At 45.1% G+C, this 25930-nt stretch carries 24 protein-coding genes; 20 read left to right on the top strand and 4 right to left on the bottom strand.

Features of this window, described 5'->3' with window-relative positions:
* Position 1 precedes the first annotated feature (1 nt).
* The 14 genes from AC58QT_RS17495 to AC58QT_RS17430 all read left to right on the top strand — a co-directional run bounded on the left by AC58QT_RS17495 (position 2) and on the right by AC58QT_RS17430 (position 13849).
* Positions 2 to 2230: a glycoside hydrolase family 88/105 protein gene (locus tag AC58QT_RS17495; RefSeq protein ID WP_497410143.1), complete on the top strand. Its 2229-nt coding sequence runs from the start codon at positions 2 to 4 to the stop codon at positions 2228 to 2230.
* Positions 2231 to 2517: 287 nt separating this feature from the next.
* Complete coding sequence (locus tag AC58QT_RS17490) at positions 2518 to 3228, top strand: ThuA domain-containing protein (RefSeq protein WP_497410142.1); 711 nt, start codon at positions 2518 to 2520, stop codon at positions 3226 to 3228.
* On the top strand, positions 3228 to 4382 hold the full coding sequence (locus AC58QT_RS17485; RefSeq protein ID WP_497410141.1) for a Gfo/Idh/MocA family protein: 1155 nt from the start codon (positions 3228 to 3230) through the stop codon (positions 4380 to 4382). Before AC58QT_RS17490 ends, AC58QT_RS17485 begins: the two co-directional genes overlap by 1 nt.
* Positions 4383 to 4537: 155 nt before the next feature.
* Positions 4538 to 5605 carry a zinc-dependent alcohol dehydrogenase gene (locus tag AC58QT_RS17480; RefSeq protein ID WP_497410140.1) on the top strand — a complete coding sequence of 356 codons (1068 nt, stop codon included), beginning with the start codon at positions 4538 to 4540 and terminating at the stop codon, positions 5603 to 5605.
* Positions 5606 to 5623: 18 nt separating this feature from the next.
* On the top strand, positions 5624 to 6481 hold the full coding sequence (locus tag AC58QT_RS17475) for a helix-turn-helix domain-containing protein (protein WP_497410139.1): 858 nt from the start codon (positions 5624 to 5626) through the stop codon (positions 6479 to 6481).
* Positions 6482 to 6506: 25 nt separating this feature from the next.
* Complete coding sequence (locus tag AC58QT_RS17470; RefSeq protein WP_497410138.1) at positions 6507 to 7310, top strand: TIM barrel protein; 804 nt, start codon at positions 6507 to 6509, stop codon at positions 7308 to 7310.
* Between the two features lie 30 nt (positions 7311 to 7340).
* Positions 7341 to 8654, top strand: a complete 1314-nt coding sequence (locus AC58QT_RS17465) for an ABC transporter substrate-binding protein (RefSeq protein WP_497410137.1) — start codon at positions 7341 to 7343, stop codon at positions 8652 to 8654.
* Positions 8655 to 8736: 82 nt separating this feature from the next.
* On the top strand, positions 8737 to 9618 hold the full coding sequence (locus AC58QT_RS17460) for a carbohydrate ABC transporter permease (RefSeq protein ID WP_497410136.1): 882 nt from the start codon (positions 8737 to 8739) through the stop codon (positions 9616 to 9618).
* 16 nt (positions 9619 to 9634) lie between these two features.
* Entirely contained in the window at positions 9635 to 10501 is an 867-nt protein-coding gene (locus AC58QT_RS17455) for a carbohydrate ABC transporter permease (RefSeq protein ID WP_497410135.1), read from the top strand.
* Positions 10502 to 10825: 324 nt separating this feature from the next.
* Positions 10826 to 11473: a chromate transporter gene (locus AC58QT_RS17450; RefSeq protein WP_497282951.1), complete on the top strand. Its 648-nt coding sequence runs from the start codon at positions 10826 to 10828 to the stop codon at positions 11471 to 11473.
* 17 nt (positions 11474 to 11490) lie between these two features.
* On the top strand, positions 11491 to 12027 hold the full coding sequence (locus tag AC58QT_RS17445; RefSeq protein ID WP_497410134.1) for a chromate transporter: 537 nt from the start codon (positions 11491 to 11493) through the stop codon (positions 12025 to 12027).
* Positions 12028 to 12067: 40 nt separating this feature from the next.
* Positions 12068 to 13024: a formylglycine-generating enzyme family protein gene (locus AC58QT_RS17440; RefSeq protein ID WP_497410133.1), complete on the top strand. Its 957-nt coding sequence runs from the start codon at positions 12068 to 12070 to the stop codon at positions 13022 to 13024.
* 148 nt (positions 13025 to 13172) lie between these two features.
* Positions 13173 to 13448, top strand: coding sequence for a transporter suffix domain-containing protein (locus tag AC58QT_RS17435; protein ID WP_497410132.1), 276 nt, complete (start codon positions 13173 to 13175; stop codon positions 13446 to 13448).
* A 104-nt stretch (positions 13449 to 13552) separates the two neighbouring features.
* Positions 13553 to 13849, top strand: a complete 297-nt coding sequence (locus AC58QT_RS17430; RefSeq protein WP_068669800.1) for a DUF6509 family protein — start codon at positions 13553 to 13555, stop codon at positions 13847 to 13849.
* A 431-nt stretch (positions 13850 to 14280) separates the two neighbouring features.
* On the opposite strand, the gene AC58QT_RS17425 is transcribed toward AC58QT_RS17430, so the two are convergent.
* Together AC58QT_RS17425 and AC58QT_RS17420 are read right to left on the bottom strand one after the other, a co-directional pair.
* The gene (locus tag AC58QT_RS17425) at positions 14281 to 15222 is read right to left on the bottom strand and encodes an aldo/keto reductase family protein (RefSeq protein ID WP_497410131.1); all 942 of its coding nucleotides are present in this window, start codon (positions 15220 to 15222) and stop codon (positions 14281 to 14283) included.
* Between the two features lie 143 nt (positions 15223 to 15365).
* On the bottom strand, positions 15366 to 16502 hold the full coding sequence (locus AC58QT_RS17420) for a GGDEF domain-containing protein (protein ID WP_497410130.1): 1137 nt from the start codon (positions 16500 to 16502) through the stop codon (positions 15366 to 15368).
* A 226-nt stretch (positions 16503 to 16728) separates the two neighbouring features.
* Between AC58QT_RS17420 and AC58QT_RS17415 the strand changes: the two genes are divergently transcribed.
* The 5 genes from AC58QT_RS17415 to AC58QT_RS17395 are packed head-to-tail and all read left to right on the top strand — an operon-like array spanning position 16729 to position 23192.
* Positions 16729 to 17892 carry a glycosyltransferase family 4 protein gene (locus AC58QT_RS17415; RefSeq protein ID WP_497410129.1) on the top strand — a complete coding sequence of 388 codons (1164 nt, stop codon included), beginning with the start codon at positions 16729 to 16731 and terminating at the stop codon, positions 17890 to 17892.
* A gap of 27 nt (positions 17893 to 17919) precedes the next feature.
* The gene (locus tag AC58QT_RS17410; protein ID WP_497410128.1) at positions 17920 to 19197 is read left to right on the top strand and encodes a metallophosphoesterase family protein; all 1278 of its coding nucleotides are present in this window, start codon (positions 17920 to 17922) and stop codon (positions 19195 to 19197) included.
* Positions 19194 to 22421 (top strand): AAA family ATPase, encoded by a 3228-nt coding sequence (locus tag AC58QT_RS17405; RefSeq protein WP_497410127.1) that lies wholly within the window; start codon positions 19194 to 19196, stop codon positions 22419 to 22421. Before AC58QT_RS17410 ends, AC58QT_RS17405 begins: the two co-directional genes overlap by 4 nt.
* 26 nt (positions 22422 to 22447) lie before the next feature.
* A complete protein-coding gene (locus tag AC58QT_RS17400) occupies positions 22448 to 22726 on the top strand; it encodes a hypothetical protein (protein ID WP_497282934.1) in 279 nt (92 codons plus the stop codon).
* 28 nt (positions 22727 to 22754) lie between these two features.
* Positions 22755 to 23192 (top strand): hypothetical protein, encoded by a 438-nt coding sequence (locus AC58QT_RS17395; RefSeq protein WP_497410126.1) that lies wholly within the window; start codon positions 22755 to 22757, stop codon positions 23190 to 23192.
* Here the strand turns inward: AC58QT_RS17395 and AC58QT_RS17390 are convergent.
* Entirely contained in the window at positions 23124 to 24164 is a 1041-nt protein-coding gene (locus AC58QT_RS17390; protein ID WP_310222671.1) for a YkvI family membrane protein, read from the bottom strand. The two genes, AC58QT_RS17395 and AC58QT_RS17390, sit on opposite strands and share 69 nt — an antisense overlap.
* A gap of 144 nt (positions 24165 to 24308) precedes the next feature.
* Between AC58QT_RS17390 and AC58QT_RS17385 the strand changes: the two genes are divergently transcribed.
* The gene (locus tag AC58QT_RS17385; RefSeq protein ID WP_497410125.1) at positions 24309 to 24944 is read left to right on the top strand and encodes a DedA family protein; all 636 of its coding nucleotides are present in this window, start codon (positions 24309 to 24311) and stop codon (positions 24942 to 24944) included.
* A 55-nt stretch (positions 24945 to 24999) separates the two neighbouring features.
* On the opposite strand, the gene AC58QT_RS17380 is transcribed toward AC58QT_RS17385, so the two are convergent.
* Positions 25000 to 25716: a DUF4309 domain-containing protein gene (locus tag AC58QT_RS17380; RefSeq protein ID WP_310222675.1), complete on the bottom strand. Its 717-nt coding sequence runs from the start codon at positions 25714 to 25716 to the stop codon at positions 25000 to 25002.
* Between the last annotated feature and the right edge of the window lie 214 nt (positions 25717 to 25930).

The following is a 25930-nucleotide window of genomic DNA, read 5'->3' as shown; positions in this document are numbered from 1 at the left end:
TATGACGATCTATTTTCATGATCAAGAGAGTATTCAAACCCGTTTGGGAAATGACGATACACGAAAGTTGAAAGTCCTTGCTGATCGGTACATTGGTGCAAATCCACCTGTTCCTTTTGCGTTTCGAGCGTTTAGCCGTGCAGGTATTATGCAAAATGACAAAGGGATGTTTGATCTCGATTTGGCTCGCAGATTTCCTGAAGCGAGGCCTGGCCAATTTTCTTATGCCTATGCGTTAGTTTGGAGTGATGGCGAACGCAATTTGGACGTTTTGCTTCAATGTTTGGGACCGATTCAGTTTTACTTCAATGATGAATTGACATATCGTTCCAATGTCATTGACGAGATTAAGCTCGATGCCACTGTGAAGTTAAATGTAGACTTCGTGAAAGGGTGGAATCGTCTCTTTATCAAAGCGAAGCATACAGTTGCTGGATTCGGCTGTCGTTTCGGTTCCGATGAAGCCAAGGTACGCATTCTGAATGTGCTAGCACCATTTACGGAACGTCAGGGACATGCTGGTTGGGTATTTTCGGAGCCTGTCGATCACGATATTTTCGAGGGGCGTTCGTTACCTGATGCCCTGTCTTCGGAGACAAATAACGGCTTGTGTTGGCTGCCAACCTTAGCGTGGAACAAGATTGAGGCCACGAAACCGGACTGCGAGCGAATATTTGGCATCCAGCCAGGTAAGCAAGCTTATGCTTGGACAAAGCTGTACAATGTTCGCGGTAGTGAAGAATCTTGCAGAATACAAGGGCATGCGGCAAGTCCATTAACTGTGTGGGTGAACGGCAAGCAAGTCCTAGAGCTTGCTGAAGCTAACAGCTTTCAAGTAGAGGTGCCGCTTCCTTATGGGTATCATGATTTAGTCATATGTAGTGTTAGTAACGAGAACGCGTGGGGCTATACCTTGCAGACGAGTGTCGCATGCAGCTCGCCAACACAGGTGCATGGCGCTAGAGGTCCTTGGTTGTATATGGGTCCACTCGATGCGGAAGTCTCCATTCCCTACGAGGAACTAGTTCGAACAGATCGACTTTACAAAGTGGATATCCATGCTGGGGAGATGACTTATTGGCGTCTGGACCAACCTGATACTTGGATTCGTCCTTATTATGAGAATGCGATGCTGAGCAACAAGTGGACAGTTGGCAATGTAACGAATTATGCGCGTTGGGATTATCCGCTTGGGGTTACGATTTATGGATTACTCCAAACGGGGCGTTTACTAGATCGGTCTGACATTACCCGCTATGCGCTGGAGCACGTGCAAAGCTGTACCGATCTGTTTGCGTATTCACTTTGGGATCGTGAGCAATATGGCTTTCCAGCTATCAATCAACAATTGGTTATGATGAAAATGCTGGATAACTGCGGCTCCTTCGGTTCTGCGATGTTAGAGGCTTATCAGGAGCAGCAAGATCAAGGCTTCATGAACATTGCAGATCGAATCGCTGATTTCATCCTTCACCGCTTAGAACGCAAGGAAGACGGCGCCTTTTATCGGATTTGTGCGGATGAATATTCGGAAAATACGATGTGGGCCGATGATCTCTATATGAGCACGCCGTTCTTGTGCCGTTATGCGCGGATCACGGGCAAAGAAGAAGCGCTTGATGAAGCGGCGAAGCAATTCCTGCTGTTCCGCAAGTATTTGTATATGCCGGAAGAGCGAATTATGTCGCACGTTTTTGATTTTAAATATGGCATGCCGACCGGAATTCCTTGGGGACGTGGCAATGGTTGGACACTGTTTTCGTTAACAGAAGTGTTGGAAGCCTTGCCTGCTGCGCATAAAGATCGTTCAGCGCTCATTGGTTTCTTCAATGACCTGTGCGGAGGATATGCAGATCTGCAAGCCGAGAGCGGTCTTTGGCATCAAGTATTGAACGATTCCGATGCGTACGAAGAAGCTTCGTGTACGGCCATGTTTGCTTATGCGTTTGCGCGAGGTGTCCGTTTTGGCTGGCTTCAGGAACCGCAGCGCTACATCGAGGCGGCTTTGAAGGCGTGGAGCGGGCTGACAAGAAAGGCAATTGATGCTCAAGGAAATGTGCATGGCGTATGCAGCGGTTCGCGTTATGCCTTCACAGCAGATTATTATAAGAAGGATCTGCTCACCGTCAAAAATGATAATCACGGGGTTGGCATCATGATGCTAGCAGGTTCCGAGGTTGTGAAATTGAAACGCTGGCTGACCGCTGTGTCTGTTGGAGCGGCCAAATGATCCGTATGGTATGTATGTATGTATGTATGTATGTATAAACGATTAGCGTGAATAGTCAACAGTGAAGCCAAGAGATGGGCAACCATCCCTTGGCTTTTTACTGTCTCCAACAAATCTTCTACAGTCTAATTGTAGATTTTATTCAACCTGTAGAACTGGTAAATACCTATTTATTTGAGCCATATAAAAGGCGTAATTGCTTCGTTTACAATGTTTGTAAGGGCTTTATTATTTTATGTGAAAAAGAAACATGTCAAAAATAAAGCAACTCAAAAGGAGGAGTTCTAGTGAATATCACCGTTTGGAATGAGTTTCGACATGAAAGATTGAACGATGCTGTAGCTGCAATTTACCCTGAAGGGATTCATCATGCGATTGCGAAGGGTTTGCAACAAGAAGGGGTGAATGTACAGACTGCCATACTAGATGAAGTTGAGCATGGGCTTACGGATAGGGTTCTTCGTGAGACAGATGTGTTAATTTGGTGGGGACACAAAGCCCATGAGGAAGTACAGGACGATGTTGTTCAAAAGGTATATCAACGCGTACAAGAAGGTATGGGAATGATCGTCCTTCACTCGGGCCACTTTTCGAAAATTTTTAAAAAATTAATGGGAACCTCATGTGATTTGAAATGGCGTCAGGTTGGAGAAAAGGAACGATTGTGGGTAGTGGATCCCAGTCATCCGATCGTCGCAGGCATTGGTGAATATATTGAGCTCGAGAAAGAGGAAATGTATGGGGAATTTTTTGATATCCCAGAACCAGAGAGTCTACTCTTCCTAAGTTGGTTCGCTGGTGGGGAAGTGTTTAGAAGTGGATGTACGTATTCACGCGGTAAAGGAAAAATATTTTATTTCCGACCAGGGCACGAAACGTACCCAACCTACCATAATCCGCAAATTATGAAGGTCATCCGGAATGCCGCTCATTGGGCAGCTCCAATCGAAGGTCCTCAATTGCAATTTGGTAAAACGGAACCACTGGAGAAGCTGTAATGAAGGTTATTCATATCGGAATCATAGGGACAGGTTTCTCAGCGCAAGCACATATAGAGGCGATCCGGCGTATTCCTTATTTACATGTGATTGCCGTTGCAGGTAGTTGTTTAGAGAAAGCACAACAAATCGCCTCCGAATATGGGATTTCCAAAGCATACGGCAATGAAAGTGAACTCATTCAAGATAGCGAAGTTATGGCTATTCATAATTGCACACCGAACTATATGCATTATGCGATTAATCGCGAGGTCTTATTGGCAGGCAAGCATATATTATCTGAAAAACCTTTAGGGATGAGCAGTGAACAGACGAAAGAGCTAGCTCAGTTGGCAGAAGCTCAAAAGAGCGTAAATGGCGTAGCCTTTAATTATCGCCATTATCCATTGATTGCCGAAATCAAACATCAACTTCTTATGTCGGCGCATGGCAAAGTAAACCTTGTGTACGGGGGTTTCTTACAGGATTGGCTATTAAACCAGACAGATTACAATTGGCGTTTAGAACCAAAATATAATGGTGCTTCACGTGCTATAGCGGATATTGGTTCTCACTGGTGTGATACCGTCCAATATGTGTTGGGAAAGAAAATCGTCAAAGTGTTTGCTGATTTGAAGGTTGTTCATCCAATAAGGCTAAAATCAATTGAAAAAGCGTATACAGGTGCGATAGCATCGGAACCTGTGTACGAGGAAATTCCCATGGAAACAGAAGATTACGGAAGTGTACTAGTCCACTTTGAAGATGGCATTCAAGGCGTATTTACGATTTCACAAGTAAGCGCTGGTCGCAAGAATAAGCTCTTTTTTGAAATTGCAGCGGACAAAGGATCACTAGCTTGGAATCAAGAAAAGCCAAATTCTCTATGGATAGGTCATCGTGACCGAGCGAATCAAGAGTTATTGTCGGACCCGCGATTGCTTTCCGATTCTGCTGCAGCATTGTCGCATTACCCTGGCGGGCATCTCGAAGGCTGGCCGGATGCATTGAAAAATATGCTAATAGATTTCTACACTTCGGTTCGAAACAAGGAAGCGAATGAATTAACCGAAGTAAGATCGTTTGCGGACTTTAAGGATGGACATCAGGTGATGAAAGTTGTGGATGCTATTCTGGAAAGTCACCAAACACAGCGATGGGTAAATATTAATTAAACCTGTATTAGTGATAAATATCAATTTATTAGTGCCATGAATAAAATGAGATTTCCCTTTATAATTAACATGTAAGCGGTTAACTAAGAAACTTTTTTATGATAACTGATTTTAATACATCAAGCATTCCTATAGAATAAATCGGAGGATTCAACATGCCACAACAACTTGTCGCAACGGCACCACGCAAAGCAGAATTAGTAAGTTATGAGGAAGCTCCCCTGATAGCAGGAGAAGTAAGAGTGAAAGTGGAGTACGCGTCTCCAAAGCATGGGTCAGAAATAGCTGATTTTCGCGGAGAACGGAACCAGAAGGAAGCTATCTATGATCAAGAATGGCATGCATTTATGCCGCCAAATCCAAACGAAGCTGTAGGAAGTCCATTTGGAAATTGGAATATTGGTAATCAATGGGTGGCTCGTATTACGGAAATCGGACCTGATGTGCAAGGATATGAGATTGGTGAAAGACTTTGCGGCTATGGTGGCATTCGCGAGTCTCATGTGGTGAATATAAAGAATCCAAAACGTTTAATGAAAATGCCAGAAGATATGTTGTGGAAAAATGCTGTATGCTTCGATCCTGCTCAATTTGCCTTAGGTGGAATTCGGGATGGGCAAGTTAAGATGGGAGATCGCGTAGCGATTTCAGGGCTTGGCGCTATTGGAGCAATCGCGGCTCAAATGGCTAAGTTAGCAGGTGCCAGCTACGTGGCTGTCATCGACCCCATTCAGAAGAGAAGAGAAGCTGCACTCCGTGCAGGAGCAGATGAAGCATTCGATCCGATGTCACAGGATGTGGGGCTTGAACTAAAAAAAGCAACTGACAAGCTTGGTGTTGATGTCATCATCGAGACAAGTGCGAATGAACATGCTTTACAAGCTTGTTTGCGAGGGTTAGCTTATGGAGGGACAATCGCTTTTGTTGGCTGGGCAAGACCATTTAAAGGTGGATTACATCTAGGGATGGAAGCGCACTTTAACAATGCGAAGATCGTATTTTCTCGTGCTTGCAGCGAGCCGAATCCGGACTATCCACGCTGGAGCTGGAAAAGAATTCAAGAGGTATGTTGGCGTTTGTTAGCAACCAATCAAGTGAACTGCGAAGAGATTGTTGACCCCGTAATTCCTTTTGAGGAAGCTGCTGATGGATATGAGCATTATGTAGACCGTAAACCGGAAGAAAGCATTAAATTAGGTGTCGCATTTACGTTGACTGAATGAACCATAAGGGGGGATAGCGTGTCGGATGGTGCTATGGATTTAGATCTTATATTAAAGAATGCGGTGCTCAATATTATTGAGTTTGATATTCATAATCGGCGTGAAATGAAAACCTACAACCGCGTCCGGCCTTGTTATGTCATGTCTTACCATAAGAAGGGTTATGCCAAACTTCGAATTGGAGAGGAAATATTTTCGATAGAACCGGGAACGGTCATTCTAATTCCGCCTAATGTCGCGCATGATCATTACAAAGAGAACTCGGAGGAGTCGATCTTTTTATGGTCGCACTTTACCTTTGAAATTGGTGGAGTCATCGATGTACTCAAGCTGTTTCAAATCCCTTATACCTTTAAATTAAAGGATAAAGAAGAATTTGAGAGGGTTTTTCTACAATACAATGAGCTCAAACAACAAACGGGATTTTTACCAAGAACGATTTTGCGTAAGGCTAAAGCCCTTGAGTTAATTTACTTAGTACTTGAAAGCGCTATTCATATAGATCAGCATACAGGAACTAACATTCAATCGCGAAGTTTCATGGAAATATTAGCGAAAATCATCCAACATCCTGAACAGGATTTCTCATTATCTCAATTTGCCAAAGAATTGAATATGCACCCAACGTACGTTAGTAATCGATTCAAGGAATTGTACGGTAGGTCGCCGATACAGGTGCAGCGGGAAATGAAAATTGATAAAGCCAAGACGTTGCTAAAAACAAGTCAGCTTTCAATTACCGAAATTGCGTTATCACTAGGGTTTAATGGCATTCCTAACTTCACAAGATTGTTTAAAACCTATGTAGGTACATCGCCATCCCATTATCGTGAACTCAATAAAAAGAAAATTGACGGGTATTTTACGAAAAATTAATGATCACTTTATAGGAGCGTACACGATGAAATTTGCCATTCAAGATAAGTTAACGGGTCTTTCTGATTACAAAGAAGTGTTCCAAATGGCCAAAGAGGTCGGTTATGACGGCGTAGAATTAAACCTTTTTCAACAGCCATTACAGGAACGATTAGCTTCTGAACTGCAAGCCGCAATCGATGGAACGGGCATACCTCTTACGGCCATCTGCGGTGGTTATCGACATTGGATTGGTCATTTCGACGAATCCAAAAGACTAGAAGCCGTTGCGGATGTCCAACATTCTTTGAAGCTTGCAGCCCAATTAGGTGCACAAGGGATTATTGCGCCAGCAGCGTACGGGATGTTCTCCAAATCTTTACCACATCAAGTGTTGCCACGGGATGTACAAGGAGATCACAACGCATTAGTAGATTCGCTTAAGCGAATAGCTGAGCATGCTGACAAGCTGCAAGTAACCTTATTTATTGAACCTTTGAACCGTTATGAAGATCATATGCTGCATACAGTTTCACAAGCTGCTTCTTTGATTAGAGAGATAGAGAGCCGACATCTGAAGGTTTTGGGTGACTTCTTCCACATGAATATCGAAGAGGGGGATATTTCACGTACCATCGAGAGTGAATTTAGCAGCTTGGGCTACTTTCATCTAGCGGATAGCAATCGACAGCTTCCTGGGAAAGCGCATACTGATTTTCGGACGCCGTTTCAAACCTTACAAAGGCTTAATTATCAAGGTTATTTATCGATGGAATGCAGAATTGGTGATGAAAAGAAGGAGCTGTTGCAAGAAACATTGCACTTTTTACGTAGCTGTTTACAAGGTTAATCCAAAATCAGAATGACAGGGGAGATAGGAATGAAAAAATTAATTCGCTCAGTAGTTCCGGTTATGCTAATTAGTGGTTTGGTCTTAACAGCTTGTTCAACGAAAGCTCCTGGTAAAGCAGCCAGTACAACTACTGAGAATGTGAAAAAAGGTGAAGTGGTAACGGTTAACTTTTGGGATAATTATACGGATCAAACCCAGTCGAAAGCGATGGACACGATTATTGCAAATTTCGAGAAACAAAATGCCAATATTAAGATCAAAAGATCTTCCATGAAAGCAGACGATCAACGTAAATTAATTAAGCCGGCGCTATTAAGTAAAGATGGACCCGATTTGTTTGCCTATGATGCAGGGCCTGGTTATCTAGGTGTTCTCGCCAACGCTAATTTACTTATGGATTTGACAGCTAAATCAGAAAGTCTGGGATGGAATAAACGTTTCCCTGCCTGGATTCAAGAACGTAACACGTTCAATAAAAAGGTATACGGCGTTGGTACGCAAGTGGAAATGCTTGGCGTCTACTATAACAAGAAAATTTTTAAGGATTTGGGCGTAAGTGTTCCAAAAACATATGATGAATTCTTGGCCATTTGCAAGGCGGCTAAAGATAAAGGTATGGTTGGCATTTCTTTGGATGATAAAGACCAATGGCCAGCGTTTCACTTGGAAAGCATATTCTATACAGCTGTTGCAGGTAAAACAGAAATGGACGCGGTTCTGAATGGTCAAAAGAGCTTTGATCAACCGATTTTTGCGGAATCATTAGATACATTTAAAAAATTGATTACTGACGGGTATACGACAAAAAGCCCTCTCGCGATTTCCTACGATGATGGCAATAAAGAATTTTTCACAGGTAAAGCAGCTATGCGTATGACAGGTACATGGATGGTCAGCGGCATGGTTGAAAACTTGAAAGATGATGTTGGTTTCTTCGTACTCCCATCCGTTAAACCTAATTTGCCACTTATGGCACCTGGTGGAATTGGCGGCACATTTGCCATCTCTTCCAGTACGCCTCGTGCGGATGAAACTGTCAAATTCCTAGATTATATGTACTCCAATGAAACGGCAAAAATTTGGTACGAGGCAAGTATTATTCCTCCAATGACAATTGATGTAAATACAATTAATGCGAATTCCCTTTTTAAAGAAGTGGTTAACTTGTCTGCAGCACCAGCAGGTCTTTCCTACAGTCTAGATGTCTTAATGCCGCAGAAGGTGAATGACGTGACGATGAATGACTTGCAGGAATTGATTGCAGGGAAGAAAACTGGCGCAGAGGTTGTTAAGAATAAGCAAAAAGTGTATGCGGAAGAAAAGGCGAAGGGCAACAACTAAGATGAACTGGAAGGCATAAAGATAGGGCTGTCAGCCCTATCCTTATGCGGATCCAATAAGCAAAGGCATAGGAGGTGAACATATGAGTATCCTCATCAAAATTAAACCATTTAAAGCACTGTTTTTTATTCTGCCCGCTTTGATTTTTTATATTATTTTTCTAGTTATCCCCATTCTGCAAACTGCTCAATATAGTATGTTTGATTGGGATGGGGCCAGCCCTACCATGAATTTTATTGGATTCGACAATTATGTACGTTTGCTGCATGATCCTATTTTTTGGAAAGCGCTGGGGAACAATTTGTTCTGGATTGCTTGTTCAGTGACAGTTCCTATTTGTATTGGATTACTTCTTGCCTTATTGGTTCTCTCTAAGGGAATTCGAGGGGCTATGATTTTCAGAGTTACGTATTTTATGCCAACGATCATTTCGTTAGTTGCGGTTGGTATCGTATGGAACTGGATTTATCATCCAAGCTTTGGAATTATCAATACGACTTTAGAGAAAATAGGTTTAAGTGGATTGGCGCTAGATTGGTTGGGGAATGAACATACCGTTATGCCGGCATTAGCTACAGCTGGAAGCTGGACGTATTATGGATTTTGTATGGTCATCTTTATGGCTGCTATGCAGGGAATTGATAAAAGCTACTATGAAGTTGCCAAGATAGAAGGAGCATCCATTTTGCAAACGTTTGCCCGTGTGACGATTCCTTTATTGAAAAGTACCATTACCTTATTAGTTTTGAATTCTTTAATTGGCTCCTTCAAAGTGTTTGATATTATTTATATGATGACAAAAGGGGGTCCATATCATTCCTCCGAGGTCATCTCTACGTATATGTTTGATAGCGCTTTTCGCTCCAATGAAGTAGGCTATGGAGCAGCCATCTCGATAACTTTAGCTCTCATTATTGCCACTTGCTCAATCGGATATATGCGCTTTGCTGAAAGAAATGATTAACAGGGAGGCGTTATTGATGAAAGATACAATCGGAATTCAACTGACGGCTCCACAAAGCACGTCAACGTATATCAAACAAGCTAGTGTTTATCTGATTTTACTTGCATTCACGTTCATTTCGATAATGCCAATCGTATGGATTCTTCTAGCAGCACTTAAACCTGTAAGTGAATTAAATGCAAATCTATTTGCATTTCCAAAGTACTTGACCTTCAGTAACTTTTCCGAAGCATGGACAGTTGGGAAAATGGGTAAGTATCTGATGAATAGCGTATTTGTAGCCATTCCTCGCGTATTTTTTATCATTCTATTAGCATCGTTAGCAGGTTTTGGTTTTGGTAAGCTGAAATTCCCAGGTAGAGATGTGCTGTTCTTCATCTTTTTATTTGGCATGATGGTACCGATTCAAGCAATGGTTATTCCACTGTATTACACTATGCAAAGTTTAAATTTAATAAATACCTATTGGGCGTTAATTTTGCCGAGTCTTGGGTTGGCGATGCCGTTTGCTATTTTTATGATGCGCACATTTTTTAAAGATTTACCAGATGAATTGATGGATGCATCGAAAATTGACGGTTGTAATGATTTCAAAGCTTTTGTGCATATTATGCTGCCGTTGACGATCCCAGCAATTACTTCTTTATTAGTATTTGAATTTATGTGGTCGTGGAATGACTTTTTACTTCCACTGCTATTCGTATATGATGATGCTTATCGTACGTTGCCGCTGGGGATGATGTATTTCTTCGGTGAATACACCTCTAACCAGTCTCTGATTGCAGCTGGCGTATCCATTGCAATTGTACCTATTATCATGATTTATATTATTTTTCAAAGGAAATTTATTGAAGGAATTACATCAGGTTCAATGAAGGGCTAAGTACGGCTTGTAGCGAAAATTGAGAAAGCACACAACAAATACATGATAAAAAGCCAAGGGATGGTGTCCATCTCTTGGCTTTTTATTATGGTTGGAAAATAAACTATGATTTCGTTAATGTCTTTCTTAAAGTCATAGTTTTACGTTACTTAATATCATATTGATTTAAACTAAGTGAATCTATCGGATTAAAGGTATTAATTTTAGGTGACTAATCGAGTTTTGTTTTCCTGAATGGATTGAATGTGAAAATGTTTATTCCAATTTGAAGTTAAGTGGAGTATAATTGAGAGACCATACAAATGGGCTACAGGGGGAATCCATATGCAGAAACATCAATTACATCTTTGTTTGGAGATATTCTGGACATTTCTCAAAATCGGACCTTCTACATTTGGCGGGGGATATGCCATGATTCCCGTCATTGAGAGGGAAGTGGTAGGCAAGCGAGCCTGGATCAAAGAAGACGAGATCTCCAATATCGTCGCCATTGCAGGTTCAGCTCCTGGGGGGATTGGCGTTAATGCATCGGCATTTATCGGCTATCGCCTAGCAGGGATTCCAGGTGCAGCAGCAGCCGTCATCGGCATTGCTTTACCCACGTTCTTGATTGCGTTGATACTAAGTATTTTCTTAATGTTCATGCAATCCGAACCGAAAGTCATAGCGGCTTTCAAAGGCATCCATGGTGCCATTATTGGTCTCATCGTGTTGGCGGCATACAATATGGCTCGTTCGGCTATTTTTGATAAAACGACCTTAATAACCGCAGTTGGAACGGTAGCAATTCTATTGCTGCTTCCAATCAATCCGCTTTTTATGATTCTCGTAGGTTTATTTATCGGATATGTATTTGTCAAAGTGAAAGAAACTTTCGGAATCCAAATTAGTTTGGAAAAAGGCAAAGAGCCACAACAAACGTCCTATAATGGCTACACCTACTACGATTACTATATTGCGGATGGTATCTAAGAAGGGTGGGTATGTAGATGTTGTGGGATCTTTTTGTGACTTTTTTGAAAATAGGGTTCATGTCTTTCGGCGGCGGCTATGCCATGATTCCCATCATTCAACATGAAGTTGAACAGCATGGATGGATGACAAGTGAGCATTTTGCTCAAAGTGTTGCCGTGGCTGGGATGTCTCCTGGGCCAATTGCAACGAATACTGCTACCCTGATTGGTTATAGGGCAGATGGCATTCTGGGAGCTATTTTTTCCACGATAGGGATGGTCTTACCGTCGTTCGTCATTATTCTTATCATTTCTTCTTTCTTTTATAAAATAGTTCAAAGCAAAGCGGTACACACGACTTTCTATGGCCTGAGACCGATTGTTACGGGACTAATCGTCTACGCGGCAATTCACTTTGGCTTCCCGGATGGGATGGCATCTATTTTTTCGTGGCAAGTGTTATTCACCATTCTGATTGCCGCTGGTGTGTTTCTTGTTGTTTATAAATACAAATGGCATCCGCTCGCTACAATTGTATTGTCGGCGCTAGTCGGAATTGCTATATTTAGTTAATAGCAAGCTACATGACAACACATGGGAGAGGACGTCAGATATGGAAACCAATAAACCAAGCTGCTGTTCAGCCAGCCGTCCGGCATCTGAACAGCCGGCTGCTCAATCCGATGTAATAATTTCAGTTGAGACGCGAGCTAGAGAGGGCATGGTGCTCATCCCTGGTGGGAAATTTCTCATGGGAACGGACGACCGTGAAGGATTCCCTGCGGATGGCGAGGGGCCAGTGCGTGAGATTACTCTAAAACCTTTTTACATAGATCCCTGTGCGGTAACGAATGCGGAGTTCAAACGTTTTGTGGATGAAACTAAGTACAAAACGGAAGCGGAGGCTTTCGGCTGGTCCTTCGTTTTTCACTTGTTCGTGTCTGAAGCAACGGCTGCACGCGTACAGAATACAGTACAGCAAACCCCTTGGTGGTGGGTCGTTGAGGGAGCAGATTGGCTGCACCCAGAAGGTCCAGATTCGCATGTCGAGGAGCGGTGGGACCATCCCGTCATTCATGTATCATGGACAGATGCGATGGCCTATTGCCAGTGGGCAGGCAAACGTCTACCTACGGAAGCTGAATGGGAATTCGCCGCTCGCGGCGGACTAAACCAGAAGCGCTATCCATGGGGGGACGAGCTTAAGCCTGGCGGACGACATTTGTGTAACATTTGGCAAGGGAAATTCCCTGACAAAAACAACCAAAGCGATGGCTATGCAGGCACCGCGCCAGTCAAAGCTTTTGAGCCGAACGCATTTGGCTTGTACAACGTGGCGGGGAACGTGTGGGAGTGGTGCTCGGATTGGTTTAGCCCGAACTACCATGTGAAGGGCAAAAAGGACAACCCCATTGGCCCTCCAGCGGGTGATACACGCGTGCTGAGAGGCGGCTCGTACTTGTGCCACCGTTCGTATTGCAATCGTTATCGCGTCGCAGCACGCAGTAAGAATACGCCAGACAGCTCAACAGGCAACATCGGTTTCCGATGTGCTGCGGATGTTGAATAATTATGGAGCCGCCATTTCCTTTATGGATTGGTGGCTTTTTGTGTGTTGAAAGATGGAGTTGAAACGATTTATTGCAACGCTAATCATTTATATGCGTAAGTACTAATAATCAAATCAGGTGTTATTTGAACTAGAAGGGGGAATTTACGTGGCCAAAAAGCTGGGTATCAGCTTATTAATTTTATCGACACTTGCCTTTCTAAGTGCGTTTACAATTCCATTTTTCGTCCATACCGGAGGTGGCATGGCAAAGTGGATAGCGGGATTGCTAATATTCAGCGAGGTGACTTTCTGGACGGGTGGTATCTTATTAGGCAAGGAAGTTGCCAAGAAATATAGAAGCTACTTGAACCCGAAGAACTGGAAACGAAAGCATGTCCCAGACAATCCGGTTCAGGGATCCATCAAACAAGACGATGTCTAGAAAAGTGATGGACGCAATGGAGCCACCAGCATCAGGAATAAGCTTTTTTCTTTTGCTCCCATTTCGGGTATACTAACAGGTGCAGAAGAGAAAGGGGCGGTACAATGTTTACCATTACAACGTATACAGTGGAATTAGTTCGAGATCCTTTTGGGATTTTGACAGGGCAGCGCTACGAATTTATCATCGATATTGAAGTTGAGGAAGATGATGAGCTATATTCCGAGAGTGGCCTCTATATTAGAGCCATTTATAATGTGACCGAAGAAACGTCAGCACTTATGAAATATGAACTATACGAGAAAACGACGGAGCTATATCTGGATTTTGATTTAGAGGATGATGAAGTTGCCGTTGTGGAAGCGTTCTGTAAGGAACACTACTTGGAAGGTAATGAGTAAGGATGAGGGGAGAGGGGCGATGTTGCTCCTCTTTTTTTGACATATATAGAATTTATATGTTTTGGGTTTAGGGGTAAGCAGTGCTTACCCCTATTTGGGTTCCCATTCAGCGTCTAGCTATGAGCAGAGAACTGCAAAAATACATCTTTTATAAGGAGAATAGAGCGTTTATCGAGGAATTGCTGCGAAAATACATCCTTTTTTTTACCGATATTCTATAAAAAAGGGTAAATATGGTGGAAAAAGATGCGTAATTGCATCTTTGCTAATAGACTACGACTATTCTAGTGGAAAAAGATGTATATTCGCATCCTTTTTTAGATTCTGACTTTCCGAGGACTGAGCAGCTTGCTAGCGCACTAACATGCGCGAAAAACCTGCCAGCAGGCAGGTTTCACAATTCTTCCTATGAAATTGTTGCAGTCCCTGAGTTACCCTTGCAGAATAGTCTCAATGCTGCTAAGCACATCATCCGTCAATTGAATGCCGCTTGCATTGCAATTCTCCACGACTTGCTCAGGACGGCTCGCACCGACAAGGGCGCTGGATACGTTGTTTTGGCGTAGGATCCAAGCAATGGCCAGTTGGGACACCTTGATGCCTAATTCATCCGCAATACTAGATAATTGAGCTACTTTATGTAAAGAAGTCTCATTAAGCTGCTTCTCATCCCAGTTTTTACTGCTTGCACGGCTATCAGCAGCGATTGGCTGACCCGCACGGTATTTGCCTGTGAGCAGGCCTTGGGCCAACGGAGAGAAAACAACTTGACCGAAGCCTTTTGTTTCGCCGAGCGGGATGATATCTTTTTCGATGTAACGATTGAACATATTGTACACGGGCTGATTCACGATCAGCTTGTCGAGCAAAAGCTTGTCAGCAAGCGCATAAGCTTCCACAATTTGAGCTGGCGTCCATTCACTGACTCCAATGTAAAGCACCTTACCTTGTGTGACCAGATCATCAAGCGCGCGCAGCGTTTCCTCTAATGGTGTTTCTGTATCAAAACGGTGACAGTAATAAATGTCGATATAATCCGCATTGAGGCGGCGCAGGCTAGCTTCAGCCTGTTCTCTAATATGCTTGCGGGAGAGTCCACGATCGTTCGGGCCTTCACCCATTTTGCCAAAAACTTTCGTAGCTAGAACATAAGATTCCCGAGGATAAGCGGAAAGGACCTTACCCATTACCTGCTCAGCTTCTCCGCGTTCATACACATTGGCTGTATCGAAAAAGTTAACTCCTAGATCGTAAGCTTGCTCAATGGAACGCACAGCAGGGTCTTCCCCCACGTAACCGCCATAGGTGAGCCAACTGCCTAGACTAATTTCACTAACTTTGAGACCGCTATTCCCTAGTTTACGATATTGCATGTAACATTGCCTCCTGCTCTAACCTTGAATTTGTACGGAATGGTCTGTACCCCTCTATTATAAGGCATAGTGCGAGAAGACATAAGAACTGAAAAGTAGGTGAGTTACTTACCTCCAGGTGCGGTACTCCAGCTTTTACTAAATTAAGCGAACTTTACAACCTTGTTTTTGCCAGTCGTCTTGGCACGATACATCGCTTCATCCGCTTGTTTGATGAGTTCTTCGGCGCTTAATCCATTCTTATATTTGCTGTATCCGATACTCGCCGTTACAATCGTTTCCTTCTCAATTCGGCTGCGAATCCGTTCTGCAAAAGCGTCCATTTTGATGCTGGGGTCAGAAACCATGATCACCATCTCTTCACCGCCATAACGGCCGGCAATCCCGCATTCTTCTGCTTCATCTTTCATAATTTGAGCTACTTGCTTGAGTACATTGTCACCCATCTGGTGGCCTTGTGTATCATTTAATTTCTTGAAATTATCGATATCACTGAACAAAATATAAACAGGTAAATGTCGCTGCACATATTGCGTGACGCGATTATAGAAAAACTTGCGATTATAAAGCCTTGTCAGGCCGTCTGTAATCGATGAATTGTAGATGGCTTGCATGAGCTCAACGACACGATCGAAGAGTATCATAAACAAGAGAAAATAATACAGGATGGGCAGGAGATTGACAGCAATTGTTAGCAAGGGCTGCGCGTTCTCATAGACATAGGTATTGACAAGCTGAACGGTCTGAAAGAAAAAGTAAAGCGTTAACGCAACTTGATATTTCATTTGTTGACCGATGTAGGGTGGAATCATATAAAAACACAGAAAAATGAGAACGAATATGTACAGCTCAAGGCCAATATTTTGCAGGAGACGAACTTGATGCTCGGTCCCGCTATACAGATTCGGAACAATAAAATGGAGTGTCGATACGACGAAACCCATAATGATGAGCCCATAGAAAAATATGTATTGCTTGCGATTCGTACGATTATATAATTGATAAATTCCCATATTTATAAGTACAAATGAAATTATTTTGAGCATGGTCACCGCATAATCAGCGATGCTCGTATCGTTACCGCTAACTTGTAGATATAGTTGCAGCAAATAATGGATACCGACAATAACAAGTGATATTGTCATGGACATATATCCTTTTTTTCGTCGGTCTAGAAACAAACGCAGGGAGATGACAAACATGAGCGCGACCATAACTACGATTATGGCATGGGATAAAAACGAAGCTAATTCACCGGTAAGTAAATCCATTGTGTCCATGATTTCCTCCAAGAAGACCTATTTTTCGTCAACATAGGAAAGGATACATATTCGGCAACCGAAGACCACTTTCCTATTTCTCATAGAAGCAGATTCTATTATAAAGGAAAAAGAGGAGCAGGGATAGAACATTTGTGCTGTTGAGGTCGTGTTCTCTTTTCTATTCGCCCGTCACAAGTTACAATAGGTAAGGTAAGCTCAAGGAATTGGGAGAGGGGCTCATGCAATGAACATATTGCAAGCATTGTTTTTCCCCCCGGAACAACCGGGCGGGGTATCATCCATGGTTCCCTATATTTTGGAACGATTTAATAAAAAAGGTTGGGAAATGGAATTATTCTCATTACCTAAGCGGATTCGCGGCAAGGGGAATGAGGATGTATCGTTCGCTACGTTCGATTGGCGGAAGTATGCCGGAAACCCAATTATCGATAAATACATTCAAACCTATAAAGATTATGTATGGTGGACGAAACTAAGGATTTCTAAGAAATTTGATATTATACATGCCCATCATCCGATTGCTGCGCTCGTTATGAAGCAAATTTATCCGGATACACCTGTTATTTTGACTATACACTCCAGCTTTGAGCGCGAGCTGATTCTGAACGGACGTATTGTTGAAAATGGCGTAGAGCATCAATTTCTAACCCAGATTTATGGGGAGTTAGAAGCGAAAGTAGATCAAATCATTACGGTTTCTAATTCCTTTAAGCAGTATATGGCTGAATATGTGCAGGATAGTGAACGCATTGGCGTCATTCCAAATGGCTTTGATGAGAAGCGTTTCCGTCCGATCTCACATGAAAATCAAGTCACGCAATTCATTACCGTCTGCCGGCTGGTTCCCGCAAAAGGTTTAGATACACTGCTAATTGCCTGTGGTGAGCTGAAGAAGCGCGGTCATCCCTTTGTGTTGCATATTATTGGCGATGGTCCTAGCCGGGAAGAGCTAGAGAAATTAGCGATCGAGCACAATATTTATGAAGATACGATTTTTTACGGCTATATGCTTCATCCGGAAGAATTCATGCCGTTCTTCGATGTCTTTGTTCTGCCTTCTCGGGCGGAGGCCTTTGGATCTGTGTTCGCAGAAGCAGCGCTATGCTGGTTAGCTTTAATTGGTACCAATGTTGGCGGGATTGCGGAGCAAATTGAGCATGGTCACAATGGGTTGTTAGTACCTGTCGGTGATGCCATGGCACTGAGCCATGCACTGGAGAAAGTCGTTATCGATCCTACTTTCCGCTACAATTTGGCGCGAGCAGCTTGGGAAAAAGCGAAGAAAACCTACTCGTTGAACCGTGTGCTTCGTCAATTGAAAAGTGTGTATGAACGCTATCAGGTGACCGTGCAGACGGATCAACCAGAGGCAGGTCAACCCGAATAAAGTTCACAAAGGAAGGCGTTAGAAGCCATGAAAAGACTGCGGTTTATACATGCTGCCGATTTGCACTTAGATAGCCCTTTTAAAGGCATGTCGGCGCTTCCTGAGCGGGTTCGAGAGCGAGTTCGAGAATCGACGTTCGAAGCGTTGAAGGAGCTTGTGGCGCTAGCGAGGCAAGAACAAGTAGATTTTGTACTGGTGAGCGGGGATGTCTACGATGTCGCGGATCGTTCACTGCGGGCGCAAATTCGCTTCCAGAAAGCAGTGGAACAACTAGCTGATGAAGGCATTCCTACTTATATCATACATGGTAATCATGATCCCGAGGATGGACGTGCCGCAAAGTTGGTTTGGCCGGCAGACGTTCATTTTTTTGCGTGTGAGCGAGTGGAGACGTTCCAGGTTGTGAAGCCGGATCGCGGATTAATCGCTGAGATTCACGGGATTTCTTATGGGAACTCAGCGGTAACCGAGAATCTTGCTTTGAAATTTAAAAGAGGACAAGCCCGAGTATGCCAAATCGGACTTCTGCATACGAATGTCGATGGAGATCCGCACCATGATAACTATGCGCCTTGCAGCAAACAGGACTTAGTCGAGGCGGGCATGGATTATTGGGCTCTCGGACACGTACATACAAGACAGGTTGTGAACCAACATCCAACCATCGTATATCCGGGTAACATCCAAGGACGGAGTATTCGGGAAACGGGGCCTCGCGGCTGTTATCTCGTAAACATAGATGACAATGGACGTACAGAGCTTACTTTTCACGCGTTAGATACGGTTCGTTGGTCTCAAGAGAAACTATCGGTAGCGTCCATTCCATCGGAGCAGGTCTTGAAGGACCGATTAGGAGAGCTGTTGGATCGGCTCCGTTATGAGGCCGGTGGGCGAGATGGGATTGTAAGAATCGTATTGGAAGGCCGCAGTGAGCTTCATGAACGGTTGCGAAAAGGACGAGCTCTGCAAGAGTTGGTAGATGAATTGCGAGAAGAAGAAGTGGAGCGGGGCAGCTTCGTGTGGATTGAATCGATCGAGGATCGAACAGCGAGTGAGCTTGATCTGGCAGCAGTGCTGGAAGAGAAGAGCTTCTTAGGTGATCTGCTAAGGTATGCGGCGGCGATGCAAAATGATGATGCTTTACTAGAGAGCTTCGCTGGCGAGGCGCTAGCAGCCTTGCAGGGGTTGCCACACTCCATAGGGAATCCGGCAACGGCAACCCCCGAACAGCTGCAGGAATGGCTTCGTTCCGCTGAAGTACTTGTCGCGGATCTGCTATCCACGGATGGAGGGGGAACTGGATGAGAATCATAGCCATCCAAGTCGATGGATTTGGCAGCTTACGTGATCGTCAGCTGCATACGGACGGGAATTTGGCCGTTTTCTACGGCGCGAACGAAGCGGGCAAAAGCACGCTCATGGGCTTCGTTCGCGCGGTGCTGTTCGGCTTTCCAACGCGAACAAATCGTTCGGAGCGCTACGAGCCGCTGGGCGGAGGCGCCCATGGCGGCGCGCTAACCCTGCTCGATGAGCAGGGGCAGCGCATCCGCGTCGAGCGCTACGACGCGCCCGCCACAGGCGGCAAACGAGCCTCTGCGGGGCTCGTCAAGGTCACGCTCGCCGATGGTACCACCGGCGGCGAAGAGGAGCTGAACACGCTGCTAGGCGGCCTGTCGGCCGACCTCTATCGCAGCTTGTTCGCTTTTGGTTTAACTGAACTGCAGGAGCTTCGCACCCTGCAGACCGATGAGCTCAGCGGCTATCTGTATAGCGCTGGGCTTGGTGTAAGCGGTTCAGCCATCATGGAGGCTGAACGCAAGCTGACGGCGCAGGCCGACGGCCTGTACAGACCCCGCGGACGCAATCAGGAGATGAACCGTCTCCTGAAGGAGCTCGAGGGTCTGGAGCAGTCGCTGCGCCGCAGCCGTGATAGCGCAGCCGACTACGATCGGCTGCAAGAAGAGCGCCGCGCCGCGGAGGCGCGCGCTGCTGCCCTGGAGGTGCAGCAGGAGGCGCTGCGCGCGGAGCTGCACAAGCTCGGCCTAGCCGGCAAGGCGCGCAGCGGTTGGCTCCGCTTGCGGCAGATCGGCCGCGAGCTGGAGGGCCTGCCGGCGCGGCCGGGCTTCCCCGAGCAGGCCACAGCAAGGCTGGAGGCGCTCGAGGCCGAGCAGGAGCGCCTCCAAACCGAGCGCGACAAGCTGCAACTGCGTGTGCAGAGCTTGCGCAGCAGGCTTGCTGCGCTCCCGATGGAGCCAGAGGTGCTCGCCCATCAAATTGAGCTGAACCACTTGCTAGAGCAAGCGGCTAGCTATGAGGAGCATAAGCGTCAGATCGAGCAGCTTCAGGTTGAGCTTGCACATGGGCGAGCGCAAGTGGATCGATTACTAGCCAATTTGGATGTGCAATGGGATGAAACCGATATTACTTCGTTCGCCGTAACCATCTCACTTCGCGAACGAGTGCGTACATATAAAGAACAATTCCGACTAACAACGGAGAATGAGCTGCGTATGCAGACGGAGCTGGATAGCTTACGCGTGCAGATCGCGCGTGAGGAAGAGCGTGCTGCTCATTTGGAGGCTGCTAGCAAAGGGATGCATGTAGGAAAGGTAGATTTTGACGCGGACCCTACTTCTTTCTTGCAAAAATTAGCATCGGATTATGCACGTTGGCAGCTGCTATCGACTCAAGTTGCGCATCAGCGGGAACGACAAGCCGAACAGGAGGTCTACCTGCAAGGCCTTGAAGAGGCTGCGAAGGCTGGTCGAGACGCTGCACGTGCAGGACGTAGACGCGTGATGATAGTGACAAGTATTCTAGCGTTTGTTACTCCGCTAATTTTGGGCTGGCAGGGCAATTGGCTTGCAGCTGCCTGTTTATTTCTTATTTTGGCTGGCGTATTGGGCTATATCTGGTTAAAGGGTCGTCAAAAAGAAGAGAGCAGAGCCTCTCGAACCATGCCCGCCACTAAAGTTCAAGATGATCGTCTGGAGCAGGAACTTGAGCAGCTGGAACAACATATTCGTAATCAAATTCGTCAATATGAGCAGGGATTACTGAGCCATCATCCGTCCAGTTTTCAAGAGGCAGCTGCGACGCTGCCCAAGGATATACCAAGCGTGTCAAAGTCAATGTCATTATCACTACAAGCCCTTCAACCGCATTTGGATGCTTGGTTCCGCGATGCAGAGAAGAATAAGCAATTGCATAGCGAAAAGCTTCGAAAGCTGGAGAAATTTCGAGATGCACAGGAAAATCTACAAACGTTGGAGCAGCAATACGAGCAGCGCGTCAGCGATACAAAGGAAGTCAAAGCGGAGACCAATAATTTGTATGCCGCTTGGCAGGAATGGCTGCAAAACCTCGGTGTAGGTGACCATTTGTCGACGGATGCTTTGTTGGAAACGATTCAGGTTATCGAACAAGCGCAAGAGAGATTGCGCCAGCTAAACAAAATAGCTTCCAAGCTAGACATCTTAATCGGAAACGTCCATACATTTGAAGAAAAGGCATGTAAACTGCTGGAGTTGCCCTCTTCCACGCATGATTGTCTGTTTGCGTTGAAGCGTTGGAAAGAAGAGGAGCAAAAGCAGGTCGTGCTTATCACAGAACACAACCAGCAGGAGCAATTATGTGCAGAGGCTGAGGAAGCGCTATCTCTCATTAAGCAGCATACGGAGCGGTCACAAACGAGACTACACCAGCTCTTGCAGGAGGCCTCTGCTACTGATGGAGAGCAGCTTCGTATTTTGGAACGGGAGCAGATGGAACGGCGAAAGCTGGATGACGAACGCTTGCTCTTAGAAGCTTCGCTTGAATCGCTGTTAAGCCGAGCTTCCATGCAAAGCTATGTGGAGCTGATGGATGCACATGGCGAAGAAGATTTAGCTAGATTAGCTGCATCGTTGCAAGAGAAGCTTGTTGAAGCGATCGCGCAGACGAATGAGCTTAGAGAGGCCATTGGCAAGCTAACGGGTCAGATCGAGAAGCTGGAGCAGGGGGCTGATGCAGCGAATTTGCGTTTGCAAGCAGAAGCGATTCGTACAACGATTTCTCAACAAGTGAATCAGTATGCGGTGGCATCTTTTGCTGCACTCTTAGTTCGAAAGGCTCGCGATATGTATGAAAAGGATCGTCAGCCAGGTGTGCTTCTGCGCGCTTCTGCGTATTTCACCCAGATGACCAATGGGGCCTTCTTGGCGGTGAAAGCGCCATTTGGCGAGCAGCGTCTACTTGCCGTAAGAGCAAATGGGCAAACGGTGGATACGAATCAACTAAGCCGAGGAACGGCTGAGCAATTGTATCTATCCATGCGCTTCGCACTCGTAGAAGAGTATGGAGGAAAAGCCATTTTACCGCTGGTATTGGACGATATTCTTGTGAATTTCGATGAGGAACGGATGGAAAGCTGTTTGCGCGTTCTGGCTGATTTGAGTCAGCGTCATCAAGTGCTGCTATTTACCTGCCACGGCCATGTGCGTGATGCAGCTGCTCGTGTGATACCTGATCACCTATATGTTCACTTATAGAAGGCTTGGGATTGGAGGTATGGAACGTGGATTCAGGAAACGAGAAGAAGAAAGATCATCGTGAAATTTCCTATCAAGTTGGGTGGAAGAAAGGGAAAATTCAGTGGAATGAAGGAGCGACAGATGCACTTCGAGTTCACAAGGTAGATCAAGAAGAGGGGGAGACGGAAAAAAAGCGTCTCCAGCTGATTTGGTTTCCTGCCATGAAGCTCCCGCCTGTGATGATCCTTCCCTTGCTTTATGCACTTCCCGTTATTAGCTTTGTCTGCACGTTATTGCTCATCTATGGCTTGCGTCAGCACTAATCGAGGAAGATGAAAGGAGAGCCCGCGAATGAATTTATTTTTGGCTATTCTAGGTGCGGTGGTTGGACTCTTTGTGACAGGTGCCGGCATTTATACCGCTTGGACCGTACACCAGCTCTGGCGTCAGCAAGCTGCCTCGCCGAGAGCAGTCAGCCAAGTCGAGATTGCTGTTACATATTTTTCAAGATGGACGATTATTGATTATTCCGTAGTTGGGTTATTTATCATTGGTCTGTTATTGATGCTTGCTGTACTTGTGGCCGTTGGGCGAGATCAGACGGAAATTGCGAATTTCCACTGGGCTTATCTACTTACAGGCATTATTACTTCTGCGATGGGAATGCTGCTGCTATTTATTCGTCTGATCGTCGTGCTCGGCTTCCCTCAAGGGAATGCTCTACAACGTACTGCGGCGGTTACGCCAGATCATCAACACGAGCCAAACGACACTAACCACGCCAAATAGCGGGTATAAGGCAGTTAATAACGTTTTAAACCCAATGTGACTAATGGCATAGCTAAGCAGTAAGATGGCGATGAGCAGTACTTTGCGAGGAACCTTGATACGTTGTTGGAGCTGCATCGATAACCCGTACGCATCCCCAATAAAGGTTGTAAATATTTCGCCGTAAATGACGAGCAAATAAGCGACTTGCGGGAAATAACCAAGTTTCGTCATGATATTTCCCATCGGAATTTCAAATTGTGCGATGCCCGGCATTTGTGCAGACAGGGCATAATGTGCTGCTAGCAGTAGGAGCCCAATACCCGCTCCGCCAAGCAACCCGCCCCAATAGAGCACGGAACGATCGCGAATCGCGCCGCCCATCGGAACGAGCACTGCCTGTGCCATGGCCAAATTAAAGGCCGTGTATAGGAAGGGGGCAAACCAGACGCGGAAGAGGGAATCATCACTGGTTATTCGCAGCCAATTGCCTGACGCTGGTGAATGCCATGTATAGACAACAATGACAAAGCTGAATAGCAGCATGATAGGGACAACGATGGAGTTGACGGTCATAATCGCTTTAATCCCTCGTGTAAGAACAACATAAGAAAGAACGAGTGTGATTACCAGGCCAGTCGTGTAGGAGAGATGCAGTTGTTCTTCAAATACCGTGCCAGCACCCGCTAACATGACGGTGGTAATGCCAAAAAGAACAATCATCATAAACAGACTGATCCATTTCCCGATTTTATCTCCAAAAAGCACTTTATTTAAATCCTCATAGGATTCTGCTTTTAAGTCATGGGCCATAAGCATAAGTTGTATGCCAATCCATATGAATAATACCGTAGACAGGGCAATCGTTAATGTTGCCAGCGAGCCGTAGCGAGTGAAAAATTGAAGGATTTCTTGTCCGGAAGCAAAACCAGCCCCAACGACGGTTCCGATGTAGGTGAAGGCAACACGGACAATCTGTGCACTATTTCGCATATATTGCCTCGCTTTCTTTCGTTTGATATAGTACAAGGTATGTTTGTGTGTAAGCATGCATGACTGGAACTTAGGGCAAGCCCCTGCGTAAGTCCCACTGCGCAGAACAGGGCAGTTGATGTTAAATTCGGGAGTGTGTCGGTTGTGAAGGAATTCCTATTTGATTTCATCAGTCATTATGGCTATGTAGCTTTATATCTCTTGTTGTCCGCAGGGATGGTTGGTGCTCCGATTCCGGATGAAACGTTAATGGTGTTCATCGGTTCTTTAACCGCTCGAGGAGGTCTCTTTGATTACGGTCCAACACTAGCTGTGATTTATGCGGGGACGATGACAGGGATGACAGTAAGCTATGTTATTGGTCATCGGGTAGGTAAACCATTTCTTACTAGGTATGGCAAATGGGTGAAGCTGACCCCAGCTCGAATCGAGACAGCGGAAGGTTGGTTTAAGAAGTACGGATTGTGGACCGTTTTCTTCGGGTATTTTATACCTGGGGTTCGTCATTTCACTTGTTACTTATCAGGTGTCAGCGGCGTGAAGTTTTATAAATATATCTTGTATGCAGGAACCGGAGCACTGCTCTGGTGTACAACCTTTCTGACACTTGGACGATTTATCGGCAATAATTTTGAAAGCTTCTTACACTTGATGCATACCTACATGGGAATTACATTTGGCATACTGGCCATCCTTGTTGCTGCTGGCTTATTGATTTACTTTAAATTCAGGAAACATCACATTGTTATTTTGAAACGCAAACCTAAAAAAAGACCATGAATCTCAACCTCAAGGGCTGAATTCATGGTCTTTTTTTAGTGCTTAGTGGTGAGAGTTATGAGTTTGCAAAAAGTTTAATGGACTGAATGGTGTTGTTATGCGGATCAATATCGATCTTCAGCAAAGTACCCTGTGATTTGTATGACAACACGTAGGTTGAGTTCGTATCCGGTTTGCCTAAAGTGGCGATCGCGTCCTGTACGCTCTGGCCTAGACGCAAGCCATGTAAACCAGGATCAATGTCAACGGAGTGCACATCGACGAATTCAAGCGTTCCTTTGCTGTTGAAGCCGACAGAGAAGTCCGTGAAATCGTAAACCTCGATGTCATCTTCTTCCATCACGAATTGCTTCTTAACTTTACCAAAACGCTCCAATACAGCAGCTCGTGGCGTTCCAAGCTTTAATCCCATCAAGGTCGGCTTTTCTTGTTGATAAGCATCTTCTGCTTTCACCTTGGGCTTAGCTGTAGGCTTCGGACTTGTGAAGACTTGCGTCTGGGTAATATCCCCTTGATCAACTTTAGTAATACCGGCGACTTGTGCTTCATGCTTGGTGCTATCGTCGATCGCTGGTGTAGCAGTCGGGATGGCGGCGATGGTCGGAGGCGTGGACTCCTGCGTGACCTGTGTAGGCGTATACGTGTTCGTTACCTCTATAGTAGCCTTTGGAGCAGGAGCAGATGATTCTTGGCATCCAGTCACCAAGAATGATGCAATTGCAACAGGCATACAGCCTACAAGGATGGGTTTAATTAGGTTGTTCATTGCCATCTATCCTTTCCTCCGAAGAGTCATTGATTGAAAAATACAAGTAAGATTAATGATACTGTTTTATCGAAGGTTTTCAAATAGCTCTTCCTGCCCAAATGTGAGCAATTCTAGAACGAATACCAAATGAATGTAAATCCTTATATTATATAGACACCATGGATACGCAAAAAGTTTCAGTTGTTTTTTGTTATTTTCTAAATGGACTTGAAGAGGC

It is taken from the genome of Paenibacillus sp. J31R109, assembly GCF_059692055.1.
Note: the sequence above shows the minus strand (reverse complement) of the source record. Positions and strands in the feature narration are given on the sequence as shown.

Coding starts and splice junctions, on each gene's coding strand:
- AC58QT_RS17495 (WP_497410143.1), top strand. CDS start 2: ATGACGATCTATTTTCATGATCAAGAGAGTATTCAAACCCGTTTGGGA.
- AC58QT_RS17485 (WP_497410141.1), top strand. CDS start 3,228: ATGAAGGTTATTCATATCGGAATCATAGGGACAGGTTTCTCAGCGCAA.
- AC58QT_RS17480 (WP_497410140.1), top strand. CDS start 4,538: ATGCCACAACAACTTGTCGCAACGGCACCACGCAAAGCAGAATTAGTA.
- AC58QT_RS17470 (WP_497410138.1), top strand. CDS start 6,507: ATGAAATTTGCCATTCAAGATAAGTTAACGGGTCTTTCTGATTACAAA.
- AC58QT_RS17465 (WP_497410137.1), top strand. CDS start 7,341: ATGAAAAAATTAATTCGCTCAGTAGTTCCGGTTATGCTAATTAGTGGT.
- AC58QT_RS17460 (WP_497410136.1), top strand. CDS start 8,737: ATGAGTATCCTCATCAAAATTAAACCATTTAAAGCACTGTTTTTTATT.
- AC58QT_RS17455 (WP_497410135.1), top strand. CDS start 9,635: ATGAAAGATACAATCGGAATTCAACTGACGGCTCCACAAAGCACGTCA.
- AC58QT_RS17450 (WP_497282951.1), top strand. CDS start 10,826: ATGCAGAAACATCAATTACATCTTTGTTTGGAGATATTCTGGACATTT.
- AC58QT_RS17445 (WP_497410134.1), top strand. CDS start 11,491: ATGTTGTGGGATCTTTTTGTGACTTTTTTGAAAATAGGGTTCATGTCT.
- AC58QT_RS17440 (WP_497410133.1), top strand. CDS start 12,068: ATGGAAACCAATAAACCAAGCTGCTGTTCAGCCAGCCGTCCGGCATCT.
- AC58QT_RS17430 (WP_068669800.1), top strand. CDS start 13,553: ATGTTTACCATTACAACGTATACAGTGGAATTAGTTCGAGATCCTTTT.
- AC58QT_RS17425 (WP_497410131.1), bottom strand. CDS start 15,222: ATGCAATATCGTAAACTAGGGAATAGCGGTCTCAAAGTTAGTGAAATT.
- AC58QT_RS17420 (WP_497410130.1), bottom strand. CDS start 16,502: ATGGACACAATGGATTTACTTACCGGTGAATTAGCTTCGTTTTTATCC.
- AC58QT_RS17415 (WP_497410129.1), top strand. CDS start 16,729: ATGAACATATTGCAAGCATTGTTTTTCCCCCCGGAACAACCGGGCGGG.
- AC58QT_RS17410 (WP_497410128.1), top strand. CDS start 17,920: ATGAAAAGACTGCGGTTTATACATGCTGCCGATTTGCACTTAGATAGC.
- AC58QT_RS17405 (WP_497410127.1), top strand. CDS start 19,194: ATGAGAATCATAGCCATCCAAGTCGATGGATTTGGCAGCTTACGTGAT.
- AC58QT_RS17395 (WP_497410126.1), top strand. CDS start 22,755: ATGAATTTATTTTTGGCTATTCTAGGTGCGGTGGTTGGACTCTTTGTG.
- AC58QT_RS17390 (WP_310222671.1), bottom strand. CDS start 24,164: ATGCGAAATAGTGCACAGATTGTCCGTGTTGCCTTCACCTACATCGGA.
- AC58QT_RS17380 (WP_310222675.1), bottom strand. CDS start 25,716: ATGGCAATGAACAACCTAATTAAACCCATCCTTGTAGGCTGTATGCCT.